The sequence below is a fragment of the Rhodopila sp. genome, from assembly GCF_965276935.1.
GTDB lineage: Bacteria > Pseudomonadota > Alphaproteobacteria > Acetobacterales > Acetobacteraceae > Rhodopila.
In genome coordinates this window covers 692,615-714,105 of record NZ_CBDIBS010000003.1, presented here as the reverse complement: position 1 = coordinate 714,105, position 21,491 = coordinate 692,615, and the positions used below count along the sequence as shown (strand labels likewise).

Here is a 21,491-nt window from a genome sequence, read left to right as displayed (position 1 = left end):
CGATCATCGTATTGGCCGACGGCCCAGCGTTTCGACCAGGACCTCGACGGTATCGCGCAGCGCCAACAGGTCCGGCAGCGTCTGCCGCGCCAGCGGCGGCGGCAGGCCAAGCGCCTGCGCGCAAAGTGCCGCCATCCGTCCATCCATCCCGGTCAAATCTACCGCTCGGCCGGCGTCGAGCAAGGCCTGGGCGGTCCGGAGGTCGGTTCTGACATCCTCCAGGCAGGTGCGAACGGACGCCAGATCATGCGTGTCGTACTCGGTCAGCATGGGCCGAGTAGGCGTGCAATTCATGAACAAATCGTTAAGGAAATCCCGTTAACCTTTCGTTTATTCTTTTCCGTCATCTTGCCGGCATGGACCCGACCCGAATTGGCCTGTTCGACCTGGCGGAGAAGCGCCTTGCATGGACCGCGCAGCGGCAGACCGTGCTGGCGACGAACATCGCCAACGTCAACACACCCGGCTTTGAGGGCCGTGATGTCGCATCCTTCGCTCAGGTTCTCAGCGGCTCGGCTTCAATGGCACCGGTTCAAACCCAGCCAGGTCACATGGCCGGAACCGCGCCGACTGGCCTCGCCTCGCTGATTACCGATCCGCCCAAGGCGCGGGCGCTGGACGGCAACACCGTCACCCTGGACGAGCAGCTTACCAAGGTTGCTGACACCGAAACGACGCAGAGCCTCGTGACAAGCATCTGGAAGAAATACATGGGGATGTTCAACACCGCGCTGGGCCGCTCCGGCTAGCCATGGCCGGCGACCTCAACACCGCCCTCGGCGTTTCCGCCACCGGCATGACCGCGCAGACCACGCGGCTGCGGGTGATCGCGGAGAACATCGCCAACCAGGACACTACGGGCTCATCGCCCGGCGCTGATCCCTACCGGCGCCAGACCGTCATGTTCGAGGCGAAGCTGGACAGCGCCCTGGGCGCCGAAACCGTCCAGGTTAAGAGCATTGGCAAGGACGACAGCGACCTGCCGCTGAAGTACGACCCGGCGAACCCCGCCGCCAACCCGCAAGGCTACGTCAAGCTGCCCAACGTCAACAGCTTTATCGAGGTCATGGACATGCGCGAGGCAGAACGGTCCTACAGCGCGAACTTGTCGGTGATGCAGGCGACCCGCAGCATGCTCAGCCGTACGATTGACCTGTTGAAATGACCACCATCCCCACTGTCGTCGTGACGCCGTCAGCCGCGGCCGAGGCTTACGCACGTGCCGCCCGCGGCGGCTCCAGCGCGACCTTGACACAGCCCGGTGGCAGTTTCGGCTCCACCATGCAGCAGGCGATGGAGCAGGCGGTGCAGACCGGCCACACCGCCGAGGATCAGGCCACTCAGGCGCTGCAGGGTGGCGGCAACCTGACGGACGTGGTTGTCGCCCTGTCGCACGCGGAGATGACCTTGCAGACCGCGACCGCCATTCGTGATCGCGTGGTGCAGGCCTATCAGGACATCATGAAGATGCCGATCTGAGCCATGCGCTGCATGCCAATGAGCCGCGTCGCGAGATGCGACGCGCCCCTAAGCGACGCTCCCCTAAGCGACGCGCCCTTAAGCGACGCGCCATGAACGATGCGGATGTCGGTGCGCTGATCCGGGAATGCATGATCGTCACGATGAAACTTGGCGGTCCACCGCTGTTGGTGGGCCTCGCGGTCGGTCTGGTAGTGTCCTTCGTTCAGGCGGTGACCCAGATCAACGAGGCCACGCTGGCTTTCCTGCCGAAAGTGATCGCGATCGGTCTCGCCATGGTCCTGCTGGGGCCGTTCATGGCGGAGACCCTGGTCACCTTCTCGCGCCAGGTGTTCGACCGCATCGTCATGGTCGGTGGCTCATGAACCCGACGGTGGGTGAACTGCTGGCCTCGGCGCCGGCATTCGCCCTGATCCTGGCTCGTGTCGGCGCGACCATGACGCTGATGCCGGGACTGGGGGAGAGTTCGGCGCCGGCCGTCGTGCGGATCGGCATCGCGCTGTGCATCACCATCCTGCTGGTGCCAATCCTGCAGCCGATCATGCCACCAGTGCCGTCCGCCGGCCTGATGATGGCCTTGATGGTCGCGGGAGAGGTCGTCACCGGCCTGTGGTTCGGCTGGCTGACCCGGGTGATCGCACTGGCGCTGCCGATCGGCATTCAGTTCGTCGCCTACCTGCTGGGCCTGTCCAGCGTGCTGCAGCCGGATCCGGATCTGGGCGCGCAATCGACCGCGCTGGCCAAGCTGTTCAATCTCGCCGCGCCGGTGATGATCCTGGGGTCGGGGCTTTACACCTTGCCGCTGCGTGCCCTGGTCGGCTTGTTCCAGCTTATTCCTCCCGGTCACATGCTGCCGGCTGGTGACAGTCTCCAGGTCGCTGTCCAGGCGATCGGCACGACGTTCAACCTGGCGCTGCGGGTGGCGTCGCCCTTCGTGCTGGCGGCCATCGTCTGGCACGTCGCCATGGGGCAGATCGCCCGCGTCATGACCCGTGTGCAGATCTACTTCGTCGCGCTGCCGGGCCAGATCCTCGGCGGCCTGCTGCTGCTCGCCACCATCGGCGGGGCGATGATCGTGGCCTGGCGGCAAGGGGTTGAAACCTACCTCGGCGCGCTTCCCGGCGCCGGCTGAAGGATGGCCGACGAGGGGCAGTCCAGTGAAGACCGCACGGAAGCCGCGACGCAGCGGCATCTGGAGCAAGCACGGGAAGCCGGCAATGTGCCGCTCTCGCGGGAGGCGGCGACCTTCCTCAGCATGGCCGCGGTTATCGCCGCCTTGTATTACAACATCCCCACCACGTTTCGCGAACTGGGTCGGGAGACCGCGCTGTTCCTGGCGCGCGCCAACCAGCCGCAGATGGCGGGACCAGCCGGCTTGCGGCTCGCCGCACAGGGATTGCTGAGCAGCGTGCTGCCGGTTCTGGGCGCCGCGATCGTCGCGGGCGCCGCCGCGATACTCGTGCAGACCAATTTCCTGCTGCACCTCGGCGCCATGCAGCCGAAGCTCTCCCGCGTCAGTCCGGCAGCGGGAATCAAGCGCCTGTTCGGCTCGAACGGCCTTATCGAGCTGGTCAAGTCGCTGGGCAAGCTGTGCCTGCTGCTGTTCGCACTGTGGCTGGCGGCACGCAGCGACGTGATGTCGATCCTGGCACAGCCCTGGCAGGACCCTGGGCATCTGCCAGCGGCGATCGGTCGTTCGGTGTTGCACATCATGATCGCCGGTCTGTGCACGCAGGCCGCGATCGCCGGCGCCGACCTGCTGTGGGTTCGGCTGAAGCACGCCCGTGACCAGCGCATGAGCAAGCAGGACGTCCGCGACGAGCAGAAGGACGCCGACGGAAACCCGCACATCAAGGCCCGCATCAGGCGCATCCGCTTCATGCGGGCGCGCAAGCGGATGATGGCGGCGGTGCCGCAGGCCACCGTGGTGGTCACCAATCCGACCCACTACGCGGTCGCGCTGTCATACGACCGGTCGAAAAACGCCGCGCCGCGTGTTGTCGCCAAAGGCGTTGATCACGTCGCCGCCCGGATCAGGCAGATCGCGCAGGCGAACAACGTGCCGCTGGTGTCCAATCCGCCGCTGGCGCGGGCGCTGTATCAGCAGGAACTGGATACCGACATTCCCGCGGAACACTACAAGGCGGTGGCGGAGATCATCGCCTACGTATGGCGGCTGCGGCGACCCGCGCCGCTGGGCTAGGATCAAACTCGCTGCATCGCGAACAGCCATGGCCGCCGTCATCGGCTTAAGTCGACGCGTTTCTAAAAGGTCAAGACACTGCGCCCTGCTTTTGCCGATAATAAGCAGTAACCTTTGTAGTTATTATCCTGTGGTTAAATGTAACAAATTTTGGATATGCGCCTTTAAGGCATACCAGGCAATCCCTTTAGATATCGACTCGATTGGTGACTTCGACTTGACGAACGTCACAGCGGCCCGCCCGGACCACTTCCACGCTTCTTCAATTCAAGAGAGGATTCGTAGGCAGTGACACAACCTTACATAGTGACACAACCTTACATAGTGACAATTGAATTGTAATCGTTTTGAATAGCGCTGTCCGGTCGGAGTTATCCAAGCAATGAGTTCCATCCGAAATCTTCTTCTGATCGCAACATCCATCAGCGCGGGCTTGCCCACCATGTCCGCTTTGGCTCAAAACAGCCCAGGGCCGGCGATCAGCGTCAATCCCGCCGCCGATCAGCACCCGATCAGCCCCTATATCTACGGCATGGCGGAGTACGGCGTAACACCAAAGTACCAGGCGGCCGCGCGGCTGTCGGTGATGCGCTGGGGCGGCGATGGCACCTCGCGCTATAACTGGATTGTCGACAGCAGCAATGCCGGGTTCGACTGGTATTTCATGGGCGGCGATGGCAACGCCAGCCCGGTGCCCAGCGCCGAACCGGATGCATTGGTGGCGGCCGACAACGCGACCAACACATCCACCCTGCTGACCATTCCGATCATCCCTTACATCAACAACAGCGCCGCCTGGTCCTGCAGTTTTCCCGTCTCGGTCTATGGCGCACAACAAGCCACCAATCCATACGTCTTTCCCAACGGACAGACGTGCGGGAACAGTATCGCAAGCAACGGCACGCAACTGCTCGATAGCAACATTCCGGTCAACAACGTGGCGAACACGCCCGCGACGCAGGCGGCGTGGGTGCAGCATCTGGTGGCGAAATTTGGCCCAGGCATCAAGGGGGGAGGCGTGCGGTTCTACCAGTTGGACAACGAGCCGTTTGGCTGGAGCAACACGCATCGCGACATCATGCCGAACGGCGCGACGTATGCCACCATCAGCACGCTGGGGGCGGAGTACGCCGCCGCGGTCAAGCAACAGGATGGGTCAGCGCTTATCTTCGGCCCATCGGACTTCACGCTGGGCGGCTGGATCGGCACGCCAAGCCAACAGAACAATCTGTTCGCCGGACAATACTACCTGCAGCAAATGGCCGCCGCCGGCCACGCCAATGGAAGGCGCCTGCTGGACTCCTTCGACGAGCACTATTACTTCAACTTCACCGACGTCACGAGCCAGCTTGCCTCGACCCGCACGTTGTGGGACCCGACCTATAATGGCGGCACCTGGGTGGAGAAATACTGGTTCGACGGACCGATGCAGCTCATCCCCCGCTTCCAGCAGTGGATTGCGCAGTACTACCCAGGCACCCGGCTTTCGTTTTCGGAATACTCCATCGATAGCGGCCACAAGCTCGTCACGGATGCCATCGCGGAGGCCGATGTGCTGGGCATTTTCGGCCGCGAGCAGGTAGCCCTGGCCACCATGTGGAACCCGCCGCAGCCGACCGACCCGATCGCGTTCAGCTTCCTGCTGTTCCGCAATGTCAATGGCAAGGGATTGGCCTTTGGCAGTACCTCCGTTCAGACGGTCAGTGACGATCAGGGCGAGGTGTCGGCTTATGCAGCATTGCAGGGTCCCGGTGCATTGACATTGGTGCTGATCAACAAGACGACCAGCAATCTGACGACGCCGATAAGGATAGCGGGCCAGACCGGAACGACGAACGCGGCATTCTACAGCTATGGCAACGCCGATCTGACCGCGATCCACAAGCTGGCGAATGTCCCGTTCAGTGCTGGTACGGGCAACGTGACGTTGCCGGCGTATTCGATGAACATGCTGGTGATCCTGCTGGACTAGTCACGCCTCAGGCACTGTCGCGGCGGTCTGTCTCCATTTCATCCCGTGGCGCCTCGGCTTCACGCCGCAGCCGCCTGAAGCTGCGGATGCTGAACGGCAGCATCGCCAGATAGATCAGTCCCGCCGCCGCCAGCGCCGCCCAAGGATCGGCCAGCAGCACCGCGGCGAAGGCCCCGGTGCCCAGCAGCAATGGCAGGACATATTCCGCCGGGATCTTGAAGTTCTTGAAGCTCCAGATCGGCAGCGGCGAGACCAGCAGAAGTGCGATCCCGGTCAGCACGACCGCATTCAGCAGCGGATAGCGCGTCGTGTGCAGCAGCCAATCCCATCCCTGCGTGGTCGCCTCCAGCCCCAGGAACACCGGGAACAGCACAAGGCCGGCCCCCGCCGGCGCCGGCACACCGGTAAAGAAGTTATAGGCGTAAGCCGGTTTCGGCGCGCCATCCAATGAGGCGTTAAATCGCGCCAGCCGCAGCGCCATGCAGACCGCGAACATCATGCAGGGCACAAAACCATAGGCACCTGCCCGCCGCAGCGACCACAGATACAGCGTGAACGCTGGTGCAACCCCGAAGCTGACGAAGTCCGACAGGCTGTCGAACTCCGCGCCAAAGCGGGAGGTCGCCTTGAGCAGGCGTGCCAGGCGTCCATCAATCCCATCAATCGCGCCGGCCACGGTAATCGCCACGACGGCGGGACCGAAGCGGTCCTCCAGGCCGAAACGCATGGCAGTCAGGCCGGCGCATAGCCCCAGCATCGTCATCAGGTTCGGCACGATGCGGTTGAACGACGGTCCCTTGTAGCGCGGGCGCAGCCGCTTGCGCGGCCGGTAGCGCCGCAGCCGGCGAATTGATGCGCCTTGCGGACGGTCGCTCATGCGCCGGGCCGCGCACCGGCAAGAACCTCATAAGGCGGCGCGCTCATGGCAGCATCTCGGCGATCACCGTCTCGCCGCCGATCATCGTCTGACCCTCGGCCACCAGCGGGCGCAGCCCGTCCGGCAGATAGAGGTCGGTGCGGCTGCCAAAGCGGATGATGCCGAAGCGCTCCCCGGTCCGCACCGGATCACCCTCCCGCACACCGCACAGGATGCGCCGGGCGATCAGGCCGGCGATCTGCACCACCGCAATCTCCTGTCCCGAGGCGACGCGGATGGCCAGCGCGTTGCGCTCGTTCGACGTGCTGGCCTTGTCGAGGCTGGCGCTGACGAAGGCGCCATGCCGGTAGGCGATGCGGGTGACGACGCCATCCAACGGCATCCGGTTCACGTGCACGTTCAGCACCGACAGAAAGATCGAGACCCGCCAGCGTGGTTCGGCCCCTAGCCCGAGTTCCGGCGGCGGGGCGGACAGGCCCATGGACACGATGCGCCCGTCCGCGGGTGCCACGATGGCGCCCGGACGCGCCGGCGGTACCCGCTCCGGGTCGCGGAAGAAATACAGGCAGAACAGGGTGAACATCAGGCCAAGCCAGATCAGCCAATGACCGATGGCGACGCCCAGCAGCGCTGCGATCAAGCCGCCCATGATAAACGGACGGCCGGCCGGGTGGGGCGGTGCCAGAGAGGCACGGATGTCGTCGAACATGGCCATCTAAAGCGCGTTTATGGCCTTTTGGAGGATCACCGACAAGACGTTTGGAACCGGCAAGGCATCTAGGATCGGCGAGTTCCCCGTCTCAGACCGCTGCTTCCTGGAAAATGCGGCCGATGTCGCCCCGCCATGCGCCATGATACCGCTCCAGCCAATGCTCCGCCTGGACCGGTCCGCCGGCGGCGATGGCTTCCAGCGGCGCCAGCAGAACCGTCTCGTCCTGTCCCGCCGCATTCAGACGCCCACGCGCCCGCAGGCCGTCCTTGGCGATGCCGATGGCGTCGGAAAGGATATCTCGCAGCGTGCCCCCGCGCCACGGTGCCGCCAGACCCTGGCGCGGCACCGCGCCGCGGGCTGTGATCGCGTCGGTCCAGCCGGCGCCGCGGAGCAGCGATTCCGCCGCCGCCAGCGCCGCGCCGTCGTATAACAGCCCGACCCAGAACGCCGATTGCGCCAGCATCATGCCAGGGCTGCCGGCATCGGCGCCGCGCATTTCCAGGAAGCGCTTCAGGCGCACATCGGTGAAGGCCGTCGTCACGTGGTCGGCGAAATCGCCGACCGTCGGGGTCACGCCCGCAAGCTCGGCGACCCGGCCGGCCATGAAGTCGGTGAACGACCGGCCGGCCACATCGATGTAGCGGCCGTCGCGGTAGACGAAATACATCGGCACCTGCTCGATCAGCCATCTGGCGTGGCGCTCAAACCCAAAGCCGTCCTCGAACATCACTGCGGGAATGCCGGAACGCTGGTTGTCGGTGTCGGTCCAGACCTGGGCGCGATAGGACAGGAAGCCGTTCGGCTTGCCCTCGGTGAACGGCGCATTGGCGAACAGCGCCGTGGCCAACGGCTGCAGCAGCAGCGACACGCGCAGCTTGCGCCGCATGTCCTCCTCCGAGGCGTAATCAAGATTGACCTGCACGGTGCAGGTGCGCTTCATCATGTCCAGTCCGGTGCTGCCGACCAGCGGCATGTAGCGCCGCATGATCGCGTAGCGGCCCTTCGGCATCCACGGCATCGCGTCCCGCGTCGCCAGCGGATGAAAGCCCAAGGGCGCGAAGCCGAGGGAGAGACTTTCGCTGGCGGCGCGGACCTGGTCGAAATGCGCCTCCAGCTCCTGCTTCGTCTGGTGCAGGCTGTCCAGCGGCGCGCCGGACAGTTCAAGCTGGCCCGCCGGTTCCAGCGACACCGACGCACCATCCGGCTGTTTCAATCCGATAATGTGCGCGCCGTCCGGGATCGGCTCGCCGCCGAAGCGCGTCAGGTTGCCCAGGACATCCCGGATGCTGCCCGGCTGCCCGTCGGCCGGATGGTAAGGCGGCGGCGTGAGGTCGGGCAGCCGAAAGCCGAACTTCTCATGTTCCGTGCCGATACGGAACTGCTCCGGCGGCTTGCAGCCGGCGGCGAGATAGTCGGCCATTTGGCGGACCGATGTAATCGGGGTCTCGTCGGCGTCTCCAGGATTGGACATATGGCTCTCAAGGCATTCTGGTTGATACCGCCGATCGGGCGATGATGCACATGCACGAAACGTCCATGCAGGCGACTGTTGAACACACCGTACTAGCCACAGCTCGATGCTTGCAACAAGGCCAGGCCGACGATGGCGGCAGTCTCGGCCCGCAGGATACGCCGTCCGAGGGACACCGGCCGCACGAAATCATGGCGGCTCAGCAGGTCGCGATCACGTGCGCCGAAACCGCCCTCTGGCCCGACCAGCAAGCCGGCCCGGTCGTCGACCCGTGGCAACGGGCGCTGCTGATCGCGTTCCAACGCGGCATACAACGATCGTTGATCGGACCACTTCGCCAGGACCTGGTCCAGCGGGCGGACAGCATGGATCGCGGGGACGGTCAGCCGTTCGCTCTGTTCGGCGGCCTCGATCGCGATCGCGTGCAGCCGATCCGCGTTCACCCGGGCGGCATTGGTCCGTTCGGTCAGCACCGGAAGCAGTCTGGAGACCCCCAGCTCGGTGGCCTTCTGCACCACCATATCCGTTGTGTCGCGCTTCAGCAGGGCAAATACCAGCCACAGATCCGGCTCGTCATGCTGCGGTCGGACCAGCGTCTCCGCCAGCAGCGTGGCCTTGCCGCGAGACAGTGCCATCACGCGGCCATCCCATTCGCCATCGCGTCCATTGAACAGCCGGACCGCGTCGCCGACCGATCGGCGCATCACCGTGCCGAGGTAGTGCGCCCGCGCCGCGGCGGCCTCGATCGTGGCGCCCGCCGAGAGCGGCGGCTCGACATGCAGGCGGATCGGCGTCATGCCCATTGGCCGCGCCATGGCCCTAACCGGTGTCCGCTTGACTGTGGCATCGAATGACGAACACACCTTCCGCTTATGAACGCCCACACAGACATCATCGCGACCGGCTGGGTCACTCGGCTGCCACGATCCTGGCTGCCCTACCTGCTTCTGGCGCGCGTTGACAGGCCCATCGGCACCTGGCTGCTGTTCCTGCCCGGCCTGTGGGGCATCCTGCTGGCGCGTCCCGGCGCTGGCGAGGCAACGCGCCTGGTCGTGCTGTTCGCCGTCGGCAGCCTGCTGATGCGCGCGGCGGGCTGCGTCGTCAATGACCTGTGGGACCGCGATATCGATCGGCAGGTGGCGCGGACCGCGGGCCGGCCGCTGGCCTCCGGCGCGCTGCGGCCGCGGCACGCGTTGGTGTTCCTGGCTGTGCTGCTGCTGGCCGGGCTGGTCGTCCTGCTGCAACTGAACGGATTGTGCCTCCGGCTGGGCATCGCCTCGCTGCTGCTGGTGGCGGTGTATCCCCTGGCCAAGCGGGTGACCTGGTGGCCGCAACTGATGATGGGGTTCACCTTCGGCTTCGGCGCGCCGATGGGCTACGCTGCCGCGGCGGGACGGCTGGATGCGGCCTGGGCGACGCTTTATGCGGCGGCGATCCTGTGGGACCTGGGCTTCGACACGATCTATGCCCATCAGGATCGAGAGGATGACGCGCTGGTCGGCGTCCGCTCCACCGCACGCCTGTTCGGCGACCGGACCAGGCCGTTCCTGGCCGCTTGCTACGCCGCCTCGGTCGTGGTGCTGGCGGTGGCGGGCTGGTTGGCGGGGTTGAATGGGTGGTTCTACCTCGCGCTGCTGCTGCCGGCGGCCTTGCTGGCCCGCCAGGTCATCCGACTGGATATCGACAACCCCGCGCAGTGCCTGCGGCTGTTCCGCGCCAACCGCGAGGTCGGGCTGGCGGTCGCGCTGGCGATCCTGACGGGCTGGCTGTGACAGCGGACGATGCAATGACGCCCAGCGGCGATGACAGCCGCCGCCGCATCACCTTCACAACGTGAAGACGCGGCGTGGAGGATTTGCCGCCTCATGCGATTTCCGCCCGCTCGCCCGACAGGCCCGGGACCCGGTTCAGCGGTCGCCCGCTTTATCCGCCGCCATTGCGCGCAGGCGACCGCCGCTGCCCGACACCGGGCGTATCCTTCCGTCGGTGGCCGAACGGGTCAGGCCGCGGCCGAGAGAACATGGATAACGCGGCTGGCGATCAGGTCCTTCGTCTTGGCGCCATAGGCCGCCATGTGCGGCGACGCCGCGTGCGCCTTCAGGTGGTCCGGACTCTCCCACTTCTCGATGACCAGGAAGGTGTCGGGACCAAATTTCGTCTGGAAGTTGCCGATGCCCTCGGCGTCGACCGCCGGGCCATATTCGAGACAGCCGGCTTCGGCGTGCACCGCCGGCATGTTGGCGCGGAACGCCTGCAAGATTGCATCACGCTGGTTCGGCTTGGCGGTGATGATGGCGACGACGTGAATCATCGTATGTCTGCTCCTTGTTGAGGTCGCGCCACGGCGCGCCTGCCGGATGATGCGGCAATTCCGCCGCAACGCGAAGACCCGTGCCGCACGCGTGACAGGGGCAAACCCCCGCGGACGAAGCTCGACCCATGGGTCCGTCATGGCGAACAGCCTGGCGCGTGCTCACGCTGAGCGGAACGCTCAAGGCGCGTAAATCATGCCATCAAGCAAGAGCGAGCGTGCTGCGCCCGAACCTCGTCGCATCTTGTGACGGATGCAGGGCATAAGCCGGCCGCTGAAAACAAGCAGCGAGTGGACTGGGTGGGGTTGGCCAACGATGGCGAACGGCTGACCCAGGACGCCTGACCGCGTTCAGGCTGACTGTGCGGCCTGAACGCGGTCAGGCGATGAATGTCGGGTCGGAATCCATGGTGTCCTGATATAAGCGCGCCGAGTTGCCCAGGGATAAGCCGCTGCCATGTCCAACGCCTCCACCATCATTCTGATGCCGTTCCTGGTGGCCTTCCTGCTGTTCGTCGGGCGCTTCTACTTCCGGGAGCGTGCCGGCTCGAAAACCAGCCCAAGCTTCCTGCTGGCTCTCGCGACAATCGCCATTGCCGCCGCCTATCTGATCCTCGGCGTCACGAACAGGTTGCCGGAGTACGGCACGATTGGCTTCGGCGTTGCCGGCGCTGGCCTGCTGTTGCTGTCGATCGTCCGGATGTTTCAGTTGTAGCCGGCTACTTCCGGATCAGGCGCGACCAGAAGCCGGTCGAGGCACGTTTGCCATGCGACACATGCGGGGCGTGCGCCGGCGGTGGCATGGCGCTGCTGATCAGGTGCCGGCCGATATCCCGCCGGGCAATGCGGGCGCGCTGGAAGGCGATGATGGCAGCAGCGGTTTCTTCGTTGATGCGACCGGCGAGGCTGTCGCCCCAGGCTTCGGCTGCCTCGAACGCACCGGCACGCCGCAGCACATCCAGCCGCCGCAGGCCGAGTTCCACGTCCTCGGTTCCGGCCCACAGCGCGGCGACCTCGGCGCGCAGGCTGGACGCCGCCGTCATCGCCGCCGCGTCGTCCGCTGCCCAGGCGGCCTGCAACAGCGCCTCCGCCTGGTTCGCCGGATCGCCGGTCCGCTCACAGATCAGCGCCCAGCGCCGAAACGGCAGCGTCTCCTCAAGCACCGTCGTGGTCAGCGCCTTGTAGTCGGCCGAGTCCACCACCGCCCGCGCCGCCGTGGGCAGCACCGCCAGATCCGGCGCCGCTGCCCCGCAATGCCGGCAGCCTTGAATCCAGTCGATCAGCGTCGAGCGCGCCGGCTCCCCAGGCCGCATGTCGAGATCCGGCGCGATTTCCGGCTGCGGTGCCCGGAATGGCGCCCGTGCGGGGTTGCCGCACACTCCGCATGTCCTGTCGTTCACGTCGCTCATGATCCCATCTCCGCACGCAACCCGTCTCGCAGGCGTTGCATGGCGCGTTCCAGCAACGGCGCCGACTGGGCAAAGCATACCCGCAGCCAGCCTTCGCCCGCGGCGCCGAACGCCACACCCGGTGCGACTGCAACACCATGCCGGGTCACCAGTTTCTTCGCCAGGTCGAGACTGTCGTGCAGGCCGTCAACCGCGAGGAAGGCATAGAAGGCGCCGTCGGGTGGCCGGTAATCGATTCCGGCCAGTCCGGCCAGCGCCTCGCTCGCGATGCACCGGCCGGCCGCGCAATGGCTGCGAAACGCGTCCACCGCCGCGGCATCGGCGACCGCGGCCACGCCGGCGTGCTGGATGAACGGCGCGACGCCGGAATGCGACACCTCCACCAGGTCGGCGATCGCGTCCCGCGTGCCGTCCGGCACGACCAGCCAACCCAGGCGCCAGCCGGTCATCATCCAGGTCTTGGAAAAGCTGTTGCAGACGATGACCCGGTCGGACGGATCGGCGATGTCCAGCACGGATGGGGCGGCGGACCGGCCATCATACACCAGGCGGGCGTAGACCTCGTCGGCGATCAGCCAGGCGCCGTGGCGGCGGGCGATCGCCAGGATCTGGCGCAGGTCCGCCTCGCTGGCGGTCCAGCCGGTCGGGTTGCCGGGCGAATTCAGGATGAAGGCACGCGCCCCGTCCATCATCAGGTCCAGCCGGTCGAGGTCCAGCCGGAAGCCGCCATCCGGTTTGGCGGCAAGGTCGATCGCCTCGACGATGGCGCCGCGCAACTGCACCGCGTTGGCGATGTTCGGCCAGGTTGGGCTGTGCATGACGATCCGGTCTCCCGCCCGTACCACGGCGGACAGGGCGACGGAGAGCGCGGCCATGCCGGACGCCGTTACCTGGATCCGGCTTTCGGCGACCGGCAGGACATGCAGCCCGGTCAGGTAGCCGGACAACGCGGCACGCAGCGCCGGCAAGCCGCGCACGTCAGGATAGCGTGTCTCGCCATCCTCCAGCGCCTGTATCGCCGCCTGCGTCGCATCCGATGGGCTTGGCTGATCCGATTCGCCAAAGCACAGAAAGTCGACATCCGGCATCGAGAACGCGAGACGCGCGACCTCGACGATGCGAGAGGCGGGGGTGTGCGTGATATCCATGTCGGTCATCTCGACTCGGTCATGCGGAATGCCCTGAAACGATGAAGCTCGGTCGCGGCACGCCTCGCGCCGCTCGGGCAAGGACGATTGGCTTGCCAATGGCTGCGTCGCCCGACCGTTTGACCCGTTCATCGAGACAGCCAAAGCCGCCCAGATCAGCCGATGCGTCTGGGCGTCGTGATACGACGGGTCGCCTCGTCCACCGGCCTGCCACTGTGCAACATTCCCGCGGGCGCACCTGATTGGATTGCTCCTTGAGGTCCTGCCTCGCCGGTGCCCTGATGAACTGACGCCAAGCCTTCACGAAGGCGGTCATGGTGCTGTCGGGCAATGCGGCGGACGGTGTTGTTGGCAATGCAGCCAGGCTAGCCGCACTTGGTTCACCTTGCGGCGTCGTGGCAAAAACCGTCAAATCTCTTGCTACCGGCACTTCACGCCACCTCGTCCGTCCGTTGAGCGGGTTCGTGCGATCACCGCGATGCGACGCACCCACTGGCTTCCGCCCAACCCGACATATCATTTGGCCATGACGATAATAATACGAGACGGATCGAGATGTTACAGAAATCGATCGGCCGGACTGGCTTTACGCCGCGCGAAGTCGGTTTCGAACGTGGGTCTTATGCGGCGGTCGGTCCCAGATGCGCTCCAATGGGTGCCAGAACAGACAATCTGCGGTCCGCGCCGTGCTGGCGCGGATCGCGGACATGCTGACCGTCGCGGCCGCGTTAGAGCTTGCCGGTGGAGGGAGGCCGAGCAGGAGCAGGTCCCGAACCAGCGGGCCCAGGAGGAACAGGTGCAAGCGGCTGGCTCCGCTCCGAACCCGTACCGGTATTGCGCACGCAGTCGCTGATCAGCTTGTCATGCGCGAACAACTGCGCCAGGCCGCGGTCGGCCTGGTCGGGTTGATAGCTGGCCGAGAACGGCGTGTTGACCTGCAGCGCTGGGCTGTAGATCTCGCCCCGGTTCTGCTGATTGTAGACCTGATCGGCGCGCTGCCGGCAGGCGGACCGTGTTGCCGCATCGGCCTGCGCCTGGCCGGTCAGCGGGGCCGGGTTGTCGCAGCCGCACAGCGCGAGCGAGCTCATCACGACGAGAACACGAAGGCAATTCATCAATGGACTCCTGACAGGCGATCGCCGAGCGGTGCTTCCAGATGGAAGCCGGCGATGAAGCGGGACAGCCGCAGACGGAATCCGGCCTCATCGAACCGGGCCTCGGCAGTCAGCGGCTGACTGGCGGCGGCGCGCAGCAGTGCGGGATGCAACTCGGCGCCGTCGCGGGCCAGCTTGAACAGCGGCTGCGCCCACGTCGCCCTGGCCAGCAGATCAACCAGCGCGAGCAGCCGGAGGCAGAGCGACAAGCCTCGGGTCGTCGCAATCCCGACAGTGCGATCGACCGCGCCAACCCAGCAGCTTGCGTCACGGTCGGCGAGGGCGAGGTCGGTGTGGCTGCCGTCCGGGCGGTTGAAGCGGAACGCCCGTACCGATCCCCAGCGATCGGCGATCGCCGCTTCACGCGCCGCGTACCAGGCCAGTTCCAGGTCGCGCTTGCAGACGCTGGGCAGCGCCTCCGGCGGCAGGTCGATCAGATAGGTGACGGCTCCGCCAGGGCCGCCACCAATGCGGATGGTCTGGCCGCTGACCGGGCGGCTGTCGTCGTCCTGGTACTGCTCTTCAACGTTCATCAATCTCAGAATGGACCCGTGTGGGTCGCCGCGCCAGTGTCGCCTGTCCTTCAGATCGGAAATTCAGCCACAGCCGCCGACCTGTTCAGCCTGATCGCGGCCGCTCGGCTTTTGCAAGATCATCGACGCCACATTCATGATCATCGCCATGCTGCCGCAACCGGCGAACCTGGTGGACGTCCGCCGCTATTTCGTCGCGCTGCATCGTGCTCAGGTCGACATCGACGCGATGCATCAGCCGTACATTGGCTACTGGAATGCTCACCGTCACCAGCTAATCCAGCCAAGCCTACCACAACAGTTTCACCGCATAGCTGCCGAAAATATTGTCAGTCGTAACAATCGTCATGTCCTCGACGGTAGCCTGTGCGATCAGGAACCGATCCATCGGGTCTTTGTGATAAAACGGCAAACGCGCGGCAACCTGGGCGTGGCGCATGGTGATGGCCAATTCGGTAAATCCTTGCGCCGCGACCACGCCGACCACATCAGCAGCGATATGACCAAACGCCAGTTCCTTTCCCGATTGAAACTTGGCAACGAATTCCCATGCGGTGATGGCACTGATATATTTTTCATTCTGATCATCCGCGATAGCGGACCGCGCCTTCGTGGATAATGCGGTATCGCCTGTGTGCCACCAATAGAACGCGTGGGTATCGAGAAGGAGCCTTAGAGCCCCCATTCCGCCGCTTCCTCATCGGACATTGGCGCGAAAGAACTTAGCGGGACATTGGGCCACTTGTCCTTCATCATGCCGAACACCGGCTGTGGCTTGATCGGCACCAGCTTTGCCACCGGCCGGCCATGACTTGAGATCGTCACCGACTCTCCCTGCTGTGCGAGAGCAACCAGTTTGGACAGTTGCGTTTTAGCCTCGTGCATGTTGACAACATGGTTCATATGGCGACTCTCCTTAGCTAATATGTTAGCTAATCCAGTCCGCTCCGTCAATGTCAATTGACGACCATCCGCCAGCCCCCGGTAGTCTAGGCAAAATTTGGCCAGACCTAAAATGTGGAGAAATCAGCCATGGCTCATGACGTCCCGGGTAATCCGTGCAGCCTGACCGCGACCGCGGCGGTGCGCCTGATCCATGACGGCAAGCTGCGCCCCGAGGTGCTGATGGACGCCTACCTCGACCACATCGCCAACCGCAACCCCAGCGTCCAGGCCTTTACCCATCTCGATCCCGCCCAGGCGCGAGCAGCAGCGGCTTCGGCACGTTCCGGTCCGTTGCACGGCATCCCGATCGGCGTGAAGGATGTGCTGGACACATCCGACATGCCCAGCCAGTACGGCTCCCCCATCTGGACCGGCTGGCGACCTCGCGCCGACTCGGCACCTGTCGCCTGGGCCCGCGCCGCCGGCGGTGTGGTGATTGGCAAGACCGTGACCACAGAATTCGCCACGCGGCGACCCGGCGCCGCGATGAACCCGGCCAACCCGGCGCACACGCCGGGCGGCTCTTCCTCCGGTTCGGCGGCCGGCGTGGGTGCCGGGCTGTTCCCGCTGGCCTACGGCACGCAAACCGCCGGCAGCATCATTCGTCCGGCGGCCTATTGCGGGGCGGTTGGCTACAAGCCGACATATGGGCTGATCAGCCGGATCGGCATGAAGCTCATGTCCGACAGCCTGGACACGGTCGGCGTGATAGCCAGGACAGTGGCGGATTGCGCACTATTCGCCGGCGCCGTGTCCGGCCGCGATCTGGGCGACCCCGATACCAGGCCCGACCGGGCCCCGAGAATCGGTATCTGCCGCTCCCCCACCTGGGGCAACGCCGAGCCGGAGACTCAGGCATTGCTGGCCAGGGTCGCCGATGCCGTCGGCCGGGCAGGGGCGGCGGTCATCGACCGGGAACTGCCGCCCGGCTTCGCCGCGTTGATCGACGCCCATCCGATTGTCATGAACAGCGAAAGCGCGCGGGCGCTGGGCTGGGAACTTGCCCACCACCCTGGCCTGCTGAGCCCTGACCTGCGGGAGCGTCTGGAAATCGGCCTCAGCCACGCCCAGGCCACGCTGGAGAACGCCTACGTGGTGTTCGAGACCACCCAGCGCGGCTTCCCCACGGCAATGGAGGACCTTGATATCCTGTTGACCCCGGCCGCACCCGGCGAGGCGCCTAAGGGCCTCGGCTGGACCGGCGACCCGGCGTTCAACTTCATCTGGACATCGCTGCACGTGCCCTGCGCCACCGTCCCCGCCGGCATCGGGCCGAACGGCCTGCCGCTCGGTATCCAGATCATCGGCCGGCAGAACGAGGACCGCGCGGTGCTGGCCTGGGCACGCTGGGTGGAGGCCGCGATTGGCTGATCCGCGGCCGATCCTGTTCGCCGGCGACCCGCATCGGAACTTCGCCCCGATCCTGCGCGCTTGCCATGCGCTGCCCGCCGGGACGCTGATCCTGCCGGGCGACTGCGACTGCCCCGCGCCGCTGTCCAGCGTGTTCGCGCCAGCCATCGCGCGCGGCTGGGACGTCCGCTGGATCCTGGGCAACCACGACACGGAAACCGAAGCGGCCTATGACAACCTGTGCGAAGCGCCAGGGAACCTGGGGCTGCGGGTCACGACGATCGAGGGTCTTCGTCTCGCCGGCCTGCCGGGCGTGTTCAAGCCAAGGGTCTGGTACCCCCGGCTGGAGGGTGACCGCACCGATCCGCCATCCTTCCAGACCCGGCCATCCTTCCAGACCAGGGCGGCATTCCAAGCCCAACTGCGACCGCACGAGATTTGGCGCGCCGGCCTGCCGCTGTTTCACCGGGACACGATCTTCCCGGAGGATTTCGACCGCCTCGCCGCTTTCCAATGCGATATCCTGGTCTCGCATGAAGCGCCCTCCTGCCATCCGCATGGCTTCGGGGTGATCGACGATCTGGCATCCACGTGCGGCGTCCGGCTCATCGTGCACGGTCATCACCACACCGCCTACACCGCGGTGCTCCCGAGCGGCATCACGGTTCGTGGGCTTGGTCTCGCGGAACCCTGGCTCCTGGATTTTTCCGCCGTGCCGGCGCCGCACGATGGGTAGCCCCGTAGCGGCGCAAGCCGAACAGCGCCGGATGCCATTGCTCACGGAGCCAGCATACGCAGGCGGACGCATAGCCGGCGCACGCTGTCCGCATTGGCGCTGGCCATCATGATATCGTAGTCTGTCCGACAGGCGTTCCATGACATGAGACATCCGTGACAGACATCGCGATCACCCGGACCACCAACCCCGGGAAACCACCCGCCGACGAGACGCTGACATTCGGCAACATATTCACCGACCACATGTTCCTGATGAACTATGATGCGGGTCACGGCTGGCATGATCCCCGCATCGTGCCCTATGGCCCGTTCAGCCTGGACCCGGCATGCTGCGTGCTGCACTATGGACAGGCGGTGTTCGACGGCATGAAGGCGTTTCGCGGCCCCGACGGCCATATCCGGTTGTTCCGCCTGGCCGATCACGCCCGCAGGCTGAACCAATCCGGCCATTTCCTGTGCATGCCGGAACTCGATCCGGCGATGGTGGAGCAGTCGATCCGCGCCCTGGTGGAGGTCGACCAGCGCTGGGTCCCGTCCCTGGCCGGCACGTCGCTCTATATCCGCCCGACCATCATCGCGACCGAGACGTTCCTGGGCGTCCACCCCTCGCACAGCTATCTATATTACGTCATCGTCGGACCGGTGGGCGCCTACTACAAGGAAGGCATGAACCCGGTCCGCATCCTCGCCTCCGACACCCATGTGCGCGCGGTGCAGGGCGGCCTGGGCGCGGCCAAGACCGCCGCCAACTACGCCGCCTCCTTGTTCGGCGCCGAAGCGGCACAAAAGGCCGGCTACACCCAGGTGCTGTGGCTCGATGGCGTCGAGCGCAAGTATCTCGACGAGGTCGGCACCATGAACATCATGCTGAAGATCGGCGACGAGGTCATCACGCCGCCGCTGAATGGCACCATCCTGGCCGGCATCACCCGTGACTCGGTGCTGACCCTGCTGCGCGACTGGGGCCTGCGCGTCTCGGAACGGCCGATCGCGATCGACGACGTCATCGCCGCCGCCCAGGCCGGCAAGCTGGAGATGTGGGGAACCGGCACCGCCGCGGTGATCTCCCCCGTCGGCGAACTCGGCTACAAGGGAGAACGCTACGTGATCAACGATGGCCAGACCGGCGCGCTGACGCAGAAGCTGTACGACACCATCGTCGGCATCCAGTACGGCACCGCAGCCGATCCGCACGCCTGGGCTCGGCCGTTGGGCAACCGTCTGGGCGGCTAGGGCTTCTCCTTCTGCCAGCAGCATGAGTTCTTCTACCAGCGGCATGGCCCAGTGGTTTTTCGTGTCGTGGCCGGCGCAGGCCGGCCACCCACGACTTGCGGTGCTGGGTCGGACAACGTCGTGGATAGCCGGCGGATCAAGTACAGCCGCGGATCAAGTGCGCCGGTGCCGACCCCGGCCTTGATGAGGGACGCCGGCTGCGCAGCGCCCTGAACAACGAAAACGCAAAGTCGTCATCGAACCGCATGCTTCGCCTGACCGAACTCAAACTCCCGCTGGATCATGCCCCCGACGCGCTCCACCACGCGGCCGCAACGCGGCTCGGCATTCCGCCGGAGGACCTGATCAGTCTGTCGGTCGCCCGCCGCGGCTATGATGCCCGCCGCCGGTCGGCCATCAGCCTGGTCTATGCCGTCGATGTCGTGATCAGAAACGAGGCCGATGTGCGCTGTCGGCACGCAGCCGATCCCGGCATCCGGATCGCCCCGGATACCAGCTACCGGTTCCCGACCCGCGTCCGGACGCCGCCGGCCCGGCCGGTGGTGATCGGCACCGGCCCGTGCGGGCTGATGGCCGCACTGACCCTGGCCGAGATGGGGTTCCGGCCGATCATCCTGGAACGCGGCAAGCTGGTCCGCGAGCGAACCCGCGACACCTGGGGCCTGTGGCGCCGCGGCGTATTGAACCCGGAGAGCAACGTGCAGTTCGGCGAAGGCGGCGCCGGCACATTCTCCGACGGCAAGCTGTATAGCGGTATCAAGGATCCTCGGCATCTCGGCCGCAAGGTCCTGACTGCCTTCGTGCAAGCCGGTGCGCCCGAGGAGATCCTGTGGTCCAGCAAGCCGCATATCGGCACCTTCCGCCTGGTCACCGTCGTCGAGGGGATTCGCGCCAGAATCGAGGCGTTGGGCGGCGAGTACCGTTTCGGATCGCGCGTCGAGGACATCGTGCTGGACCGCGCGCGGTGTGTCCGCGGCCTGGTGCTGGCGGACGGCGCGCAACTCGATACCTCGGCGATCGTCCTGGCGATCGGCCACAGCGCGCGGGACAGCTTCGCCATGCTGCACCGGCGCGGCGTTCATATCGAGGCAAAGCCGTTCTCCATCGGCGCGCGCATCGAGCACCCTCAGGCGCTGATCGACCGGGCGCGGTTCGGCGGGTTCGCCGGGCATCCGCTGCTGGGACCGGCGGATTACAAGCTGGTGCATCACGCCAGCAACGGGCGCTCGGTCTACAGCTTCTGCATGTGTCCCGGCGGACGGGTGGTGGCAGCTTCCTCCGAAGCCGGCTGCGTCGCGACCAACGGCATGAGCCAGTATTCGCGGGCCGAGTTCAACGCCAATGCCGGCATCGTCGTCGGCATTGCGCCGGACGACTACCCCGGCGGCCCGCTCGCCGGCATCGCCTTCCAGCAGGCCTGGGAGCGGCGCGCGTTCCTGACCGGCGGCAGCGATTACGCAGCCCCGGCTCAGCTTGTCGGCGACCTGATCGCCAGACGAGCCTCTGGCGCGCTGGGAGCGGTCGTGCCGTCCCACAAACCCGGTGTCCATCCCGCCGACCTGGCGGCCTGTCTGCCCAGCTTCGCGATCGAGGCAATCCGCGAGGCATTGCAGAAGTTCGCCCGCGACATTCCCGGTTTCGCCATGCACGACGCGGTGCTGACGGGGGTGGAGACGCGCACCTCCTCCCCCATCCGGATTGTCCGCGGCGCCGATGGACAGAGCCTGAACACGAAGGGTCTTTTCCCGGCCGGGGAGGGGGCGGGGTATGCCGGCGGAATCTTGTCGGCGGCCGTGGACGGGATCCGGGTGGCGGAGGCGGTGGCTTGCGGTTTGACCGGAACGCCTATGATGGAGCGAATGACACGGGGCGAGGCGGCGGTGGCGTACGGGTAGCTTGTTCGCCCTTTCACGCAGAGCAGATCCGGAAAATCCAATACTTGGTTCTCGCCAGCAA

At 65.7% G+C, this 21,491-nt stretch carries 26 protein-coding genes; 13 read left to right on the top strand and 13 right to left on the bottom strand.

Translation table 11 applies throughout. The annotated features are described in order from the left end of the window. Nucleotides 1–3: 3 nt before the first annotated feature. Nucleotides 4–294, bottom strand: a complete 291-nt coding sequence (locus tag ACQY4S_RS11095; protein ID WP_428485261.1) for a hypothetical protein — start codon at nt 292–294, stop codon at nt 4–6. A 62-nt stretch (nt 295–356) separates the two neighbouring features. Here ACQY4S_RS11095 and flgB point away from each other — a divergent pair, with 62 nt between their 5' ends. The 7 genes from flgB to ACQY4S_RS11060 all read left to right on the top strand — a co-directional run bounded on the left by flgB (nt 357) and on the right by ACQY4S_RS11060 (nt 5,654). Further along, complete coding sequence (gene flgB / locus ACQY4S_RS11090) at nt 357–749, top strand: flagellar basal body rod protein FlgB (protein ID WP_428485260.1); 393 nt, start codon at nt 357–359, stop codon at nt 747–749. A gap of 2 nt (nt 750–751) precedes the next feature. Further along, a complete protein-coding gene (gene flgC, locus ACQY4S_RS11085) occupies nt 752–1,165 on the top strand; it encodes a flagellar basal body rod protein FlgC (protein ID WP_428485259.1) in 414 nt (137 codons plus the stop codon). Then, on the top strand, nt 1,162–1,479 hold the full coding sequence (gene fliE, locus ACQY4S_RS11080) for a flagellar hook-basal body complex protein FliE (RefSeq protein WP_428485258.1): 318 nt from the start codon (nt 1,162–1,164) through the stop codon (nt 1,477–1,479). The genes flgC and fliE overlap by 4 nt, the downstream gene beginning before the upstream one ends. 92 nt (nt 1,480–1,571) lie before the next feature. Next, complete coding sequence (gene fliQ, locus ACQY4S_RS11075; RefSeq protein WP_428485257.1) at nt 1,572–1,844, top strand: flagellar biosynthesis protein FliQ; 273 nt, start codon at nt 1,572–1,574, stop codon at nt 1,842–1,844. Further along, nucleotides 1,841–2,611 (top strand): flagellar biosynthetic protein FliR, encoded by a 771-nt coding sequence (locus tag ACQY4S_RS11070; RefSeq protein ID WP_428485256.1) that lies wholly within the window; start codon nt 1,841–1,843, stop codon nt 2,609–2,611. Before fliQ ends, ACQY4S_RS11070 begins: the two co-directional genes overlap by 4 nt. Nucleotides 2,612–2,614: 3 nt before the next feature. Beyond that, nucleotides 2,615–3,682 carry an EscU/YscU/HrcU family type III secretion system export apparatus switch protein gene (locus tag ACQY4S_RS11065; protein ID WP_428485255.1) on the top strand — a complete coding sequence of 356 codons (1,068 nt, stop codon included), beginning with the start codon at nt 2,615–2,617 and terminating at the stop codon, nt 3,680–3,682. Nucleotides 3,683–4,124: 442 nt separating this feature from the next. After that, complete coding sequence (locus ACQY4S_RS11060) at nt 4,125–5,654, top strand: glycoside hydrolase family 44 protein (RefSeq protein ID WP_428485254.1); 1,530 nt, start codon at nt 4,125–4,127, stop codon at nt 5,652–5,654. A gap of 7 nt (nt 5,655–5,661) precedes the next feature. Here ACQY4S_RS11060 and ACQY4S_RS11055 read toward each other — a convergent pair whose 3' ends face one another. The 4 genes from ACQY4S_RS11055 to ACQY4S_RS11040 form a co-directional block, all read right to left on the bottom strand. Next, nucleotides 5,662–6,531: a CDP-alcohol phosphatidyltransferase family protein gene (locus ACQY4S_RS11055; protein WP_428485253.1), complete on the bottom strand. Its 870-nt coding sequence runs from the start codon at nt 6,529–6,531 to the stop codon at nt 5,662–5,664. Between the two features lie 43 nt (nt 6,532–6,574). Continuing rightward, entirely contained in the window at nt 6,575–7,246 is a 672-nt protein-coding gene (locus ACQY4S_RS11050) for a phosphatidylserine decarboxylase (protein ID WP_428485252.1), read from the bottom strand. An 85-nt stretch (nt 7,247–7,331) separates the two neighbouring features. Then, a complete protein-coding gene (locus ACQY4S_RS11045; RefSeq protein ID WP_428485251.1) occupies nt 7,332–8,714 on the bottom strand; it encodes a glutamate--cysteine ligase in 1,383 nt (460 codons plus the stop codon). Nucleotides 8,715–8,806: 92 nt separating this feature from the next. Next, nucleotides 8,807–9,529: a 16S rRNA (uracil(1498)-N(3))-methyltransferase gene (locus ACQY4S_RS11040; RefSeq protein ID WP_428485250.1), complete on the bottom strand. Its 723-nt coding sequence runs from the start codon at nt 9,527–9,529 to the stop codon at nt 8,807–8,809. A gap of 57 nt (nt 9,530–9,586) precedes the next feature. On the opposite strand from ACQY4S_RS11040, the gene ubiA reads away from it, so the two are divergent. Then, nucleotides 9,587–10,486 carry a 4-hydroxybenzoate octaprenyltransferase gene (gene ubiA / locus ACQY4S_RS11035; RefSeq protein ID WP_428485249.1) on the top strand — a complete coding sequence of 300 codons (900 nt, stop codon included), beginning with the start codon at nt 9,587–9,589 and terminating at the stop codon, nt 10,484–10,486. Nucleotides 10,487–10,713: 227 nt separating this feature from the next. On the opposite strand, the gene ACQY4S_RS11030 is transcribed toward ubiA, so the two are convergent. Beyond that, nucleotides 10,714–11,025, bottom strand: a complete 312-nt coding sequence (locus ACQY4S_RS11030; RefSeq protein ID WP_428485248.1) for a putative quinol monooxygenase — start codon at nt 11,023–11,025, stop codon at nt 10,714–10,716. 457 nt (nt 11,026–11,482) lie between these two features. On the opposite strand from ACQY4S_RS11030, the gene ACQY4S_RS11025 reads away from it, so the two are divergent. Then, the gene (locus ACQY4S_RS11025; protein ID WP_428485247.1) at nt 11,483–11,740 is read left to right on the top strand and encodes a hypothetical protein; all 258 of its coding nucleotides are present in this window, start codon (nt 11,483–11,485) and stop codon (nt 11,738–11,740) included. A gap of 4 nt (nt 11,741–11,744) precedes the next feature. Here ACQY4S_RS11025 and ACQY4S_RS11020 read toward each other — a convergent pair whose 3' ends face one another. The 7 genes from ACQY4S_RS11020 to ACQY4S_RS10990 all read right to left on the bottom strand — a co-directional run bounded on the left by ACQY4S_RS11020 (nt 11,745) and on the right by ACQY4S_RS10990 (nt 16,172). Then, nucleotides 11,745–12,434 (bottom strand): hypothetical protein, encoded by a 690-nt coding sequence (locus ACQY4S_RS11020; protein ID WP_428485246.1) that lies wholly within the window; start codon nt 12,432–12,434, stop codon nt 11,745–11,747. After that, nucleotides 12,431–13,591 carry a pyridoxal phosphate-dependent aminotransferase gene (locus ACQY4S_RS11015; RefSeq protein ID WP_428485245.1) on the bottom strand — a complete coding sequence of 387 codons (1,161 nt, stop codon included), beginning with the start codon at nt 13,589–13,591 and terminating at the stop codon, nt 12,431–12,433. The genes ACQY4S_RS11020 and ACQY4S_RS11015 overlap by 4 nt, the downstream gene beginning before the upstream one ends. A 719-nt stretch (nt 13,592–14,310) precedes the next feature. Next, nucleotides 14,311–14,697, bottom strand: a complete 387-nt coding sequence (locus ACQY4S_RS11010; RefSeq protein ID WP_428485244.1) for a hypothetical protein — start codon at nt 14,695–14,697, stop codon at nt 14,311–14,313. Next, nucleotides 14,697–15,269: a hypothetical protein gene (locus ACQY4S_RS11005; protein ID WP_428485243.1), complete on the bottom strand. Its 573-nt coding sequence runs from the start codon at nt 15,267–15,269 to the stop codon at nt 14,697–14,699. Before ACQY4S_RS11005 ends, ACQY4S_RS11010 begins: the two co-directional genes overlap by 1 nt. A gap of 85 nt (nt 15,270–15,354) precedes the next feature. Beyond that, nucleotides 15,355–15,534 carry a hypothetical protein gene (locus tag ACQY4S_RS11000; protein ID WP_428485242.1) on the bottom strand — a complete coding sequence of 60 codons (180 nt, stop codon included), beginning with the start codon at nt 15,532–15,534 and terminating at the stop codon, nt 15,355–15,357. A gap of 24 nt (nt 15,535–15,558) precedes the next feature. After that, the gene (locus ACQY4S_RS10995) at nt 15,559–15,954 is read right to left on the bottom strand and encodes a type II toxin-antitoxin system VapC family toxin (RefSeq protein ID WP_428485241.1); all 396 of its coding nucleotides are present in this window, start codon (nt 15,952–15,954) and stop codon (nt 15,559–15,561) included. Beyond that, nucleotides 15,942–16,172, bottom strand: a complete 231-nt coding sequence (locus tag ACQY4S_RS10990; protein WP_428485240.1) for a type II toxin-antitoxin system Phd/YefM family antitoxin — start codon at nt 16,170–16,172, stop codon at nt 15,942–15,944. Before ACQY4S_RS10990 ends, ACQY4S_RS10995 begins: the two co-directional genes overlap by 13 nt. A gap of 129 nt (nt 16,173–16,301) precedes the next feature. Here ACQY4S_RS10990 and ACQY4S_RS10985 point away from each other — a divergent pair, with 129 nt between their 5' ends. The 4 genes from ACQY4S_RS10985 (at nt 16,302) to ACQY4S_RS10970 (ending at nt 21,430) form a co-directional block, all read left to right on the top strand. Beyond that, a complete protein-coding gene (locus tag ACQY4S_RS10985; protein ID WP_428485239.1) occupies nt 16,302–17,585 on the top strand; it encodes an amidase in 1,284 nt (427 codons plus the stop codon). Next, nucleotides 17,578–18,300, top strand: a complete 723-nt coding sequence (locus ACQY4S_RS10980; RefSeq protein ID WP_428485238.1) for a metallophosphoesterase family protein — start codon at nt 17,578–17,580, stop codon at nt 18,298–18,300. Before ACQY4S_RS10985 ends, ACQY4S_RS10980 begins: the two co-directional genes overlap by 8 nt. 155 nt (nt 18,301–18,455) lie before the next feature. Next, nucleotides 18,456–19,535 (top strand): branched-chain amino acid aminotransferase, encoded by a 1,080-nt coding sequence (locus tag ACQY4S_RS10975; RefSeq protein ID WP_428485237.1) that lies wholly within the window; start codon nt 18,456–18,458, stop codon nt 19,533–19,535. Between the two features lie 245 nt (nt 19,536–19,780). Beyond that, on the top strand, nt 19,781–21,430 hold the full coding sequence (locus ACQY4S_RS10970) for an NAD(P)/FAD-dependent oxidoreductase (protein WP_428485236.1): 1,650 nt from the start codon (nt 19,781–19,783) through the stop codon (nt 21,428–21,430). The last annotated feature ends 61 nt before the right edge of the window (nt 21,431–21,491 follow it).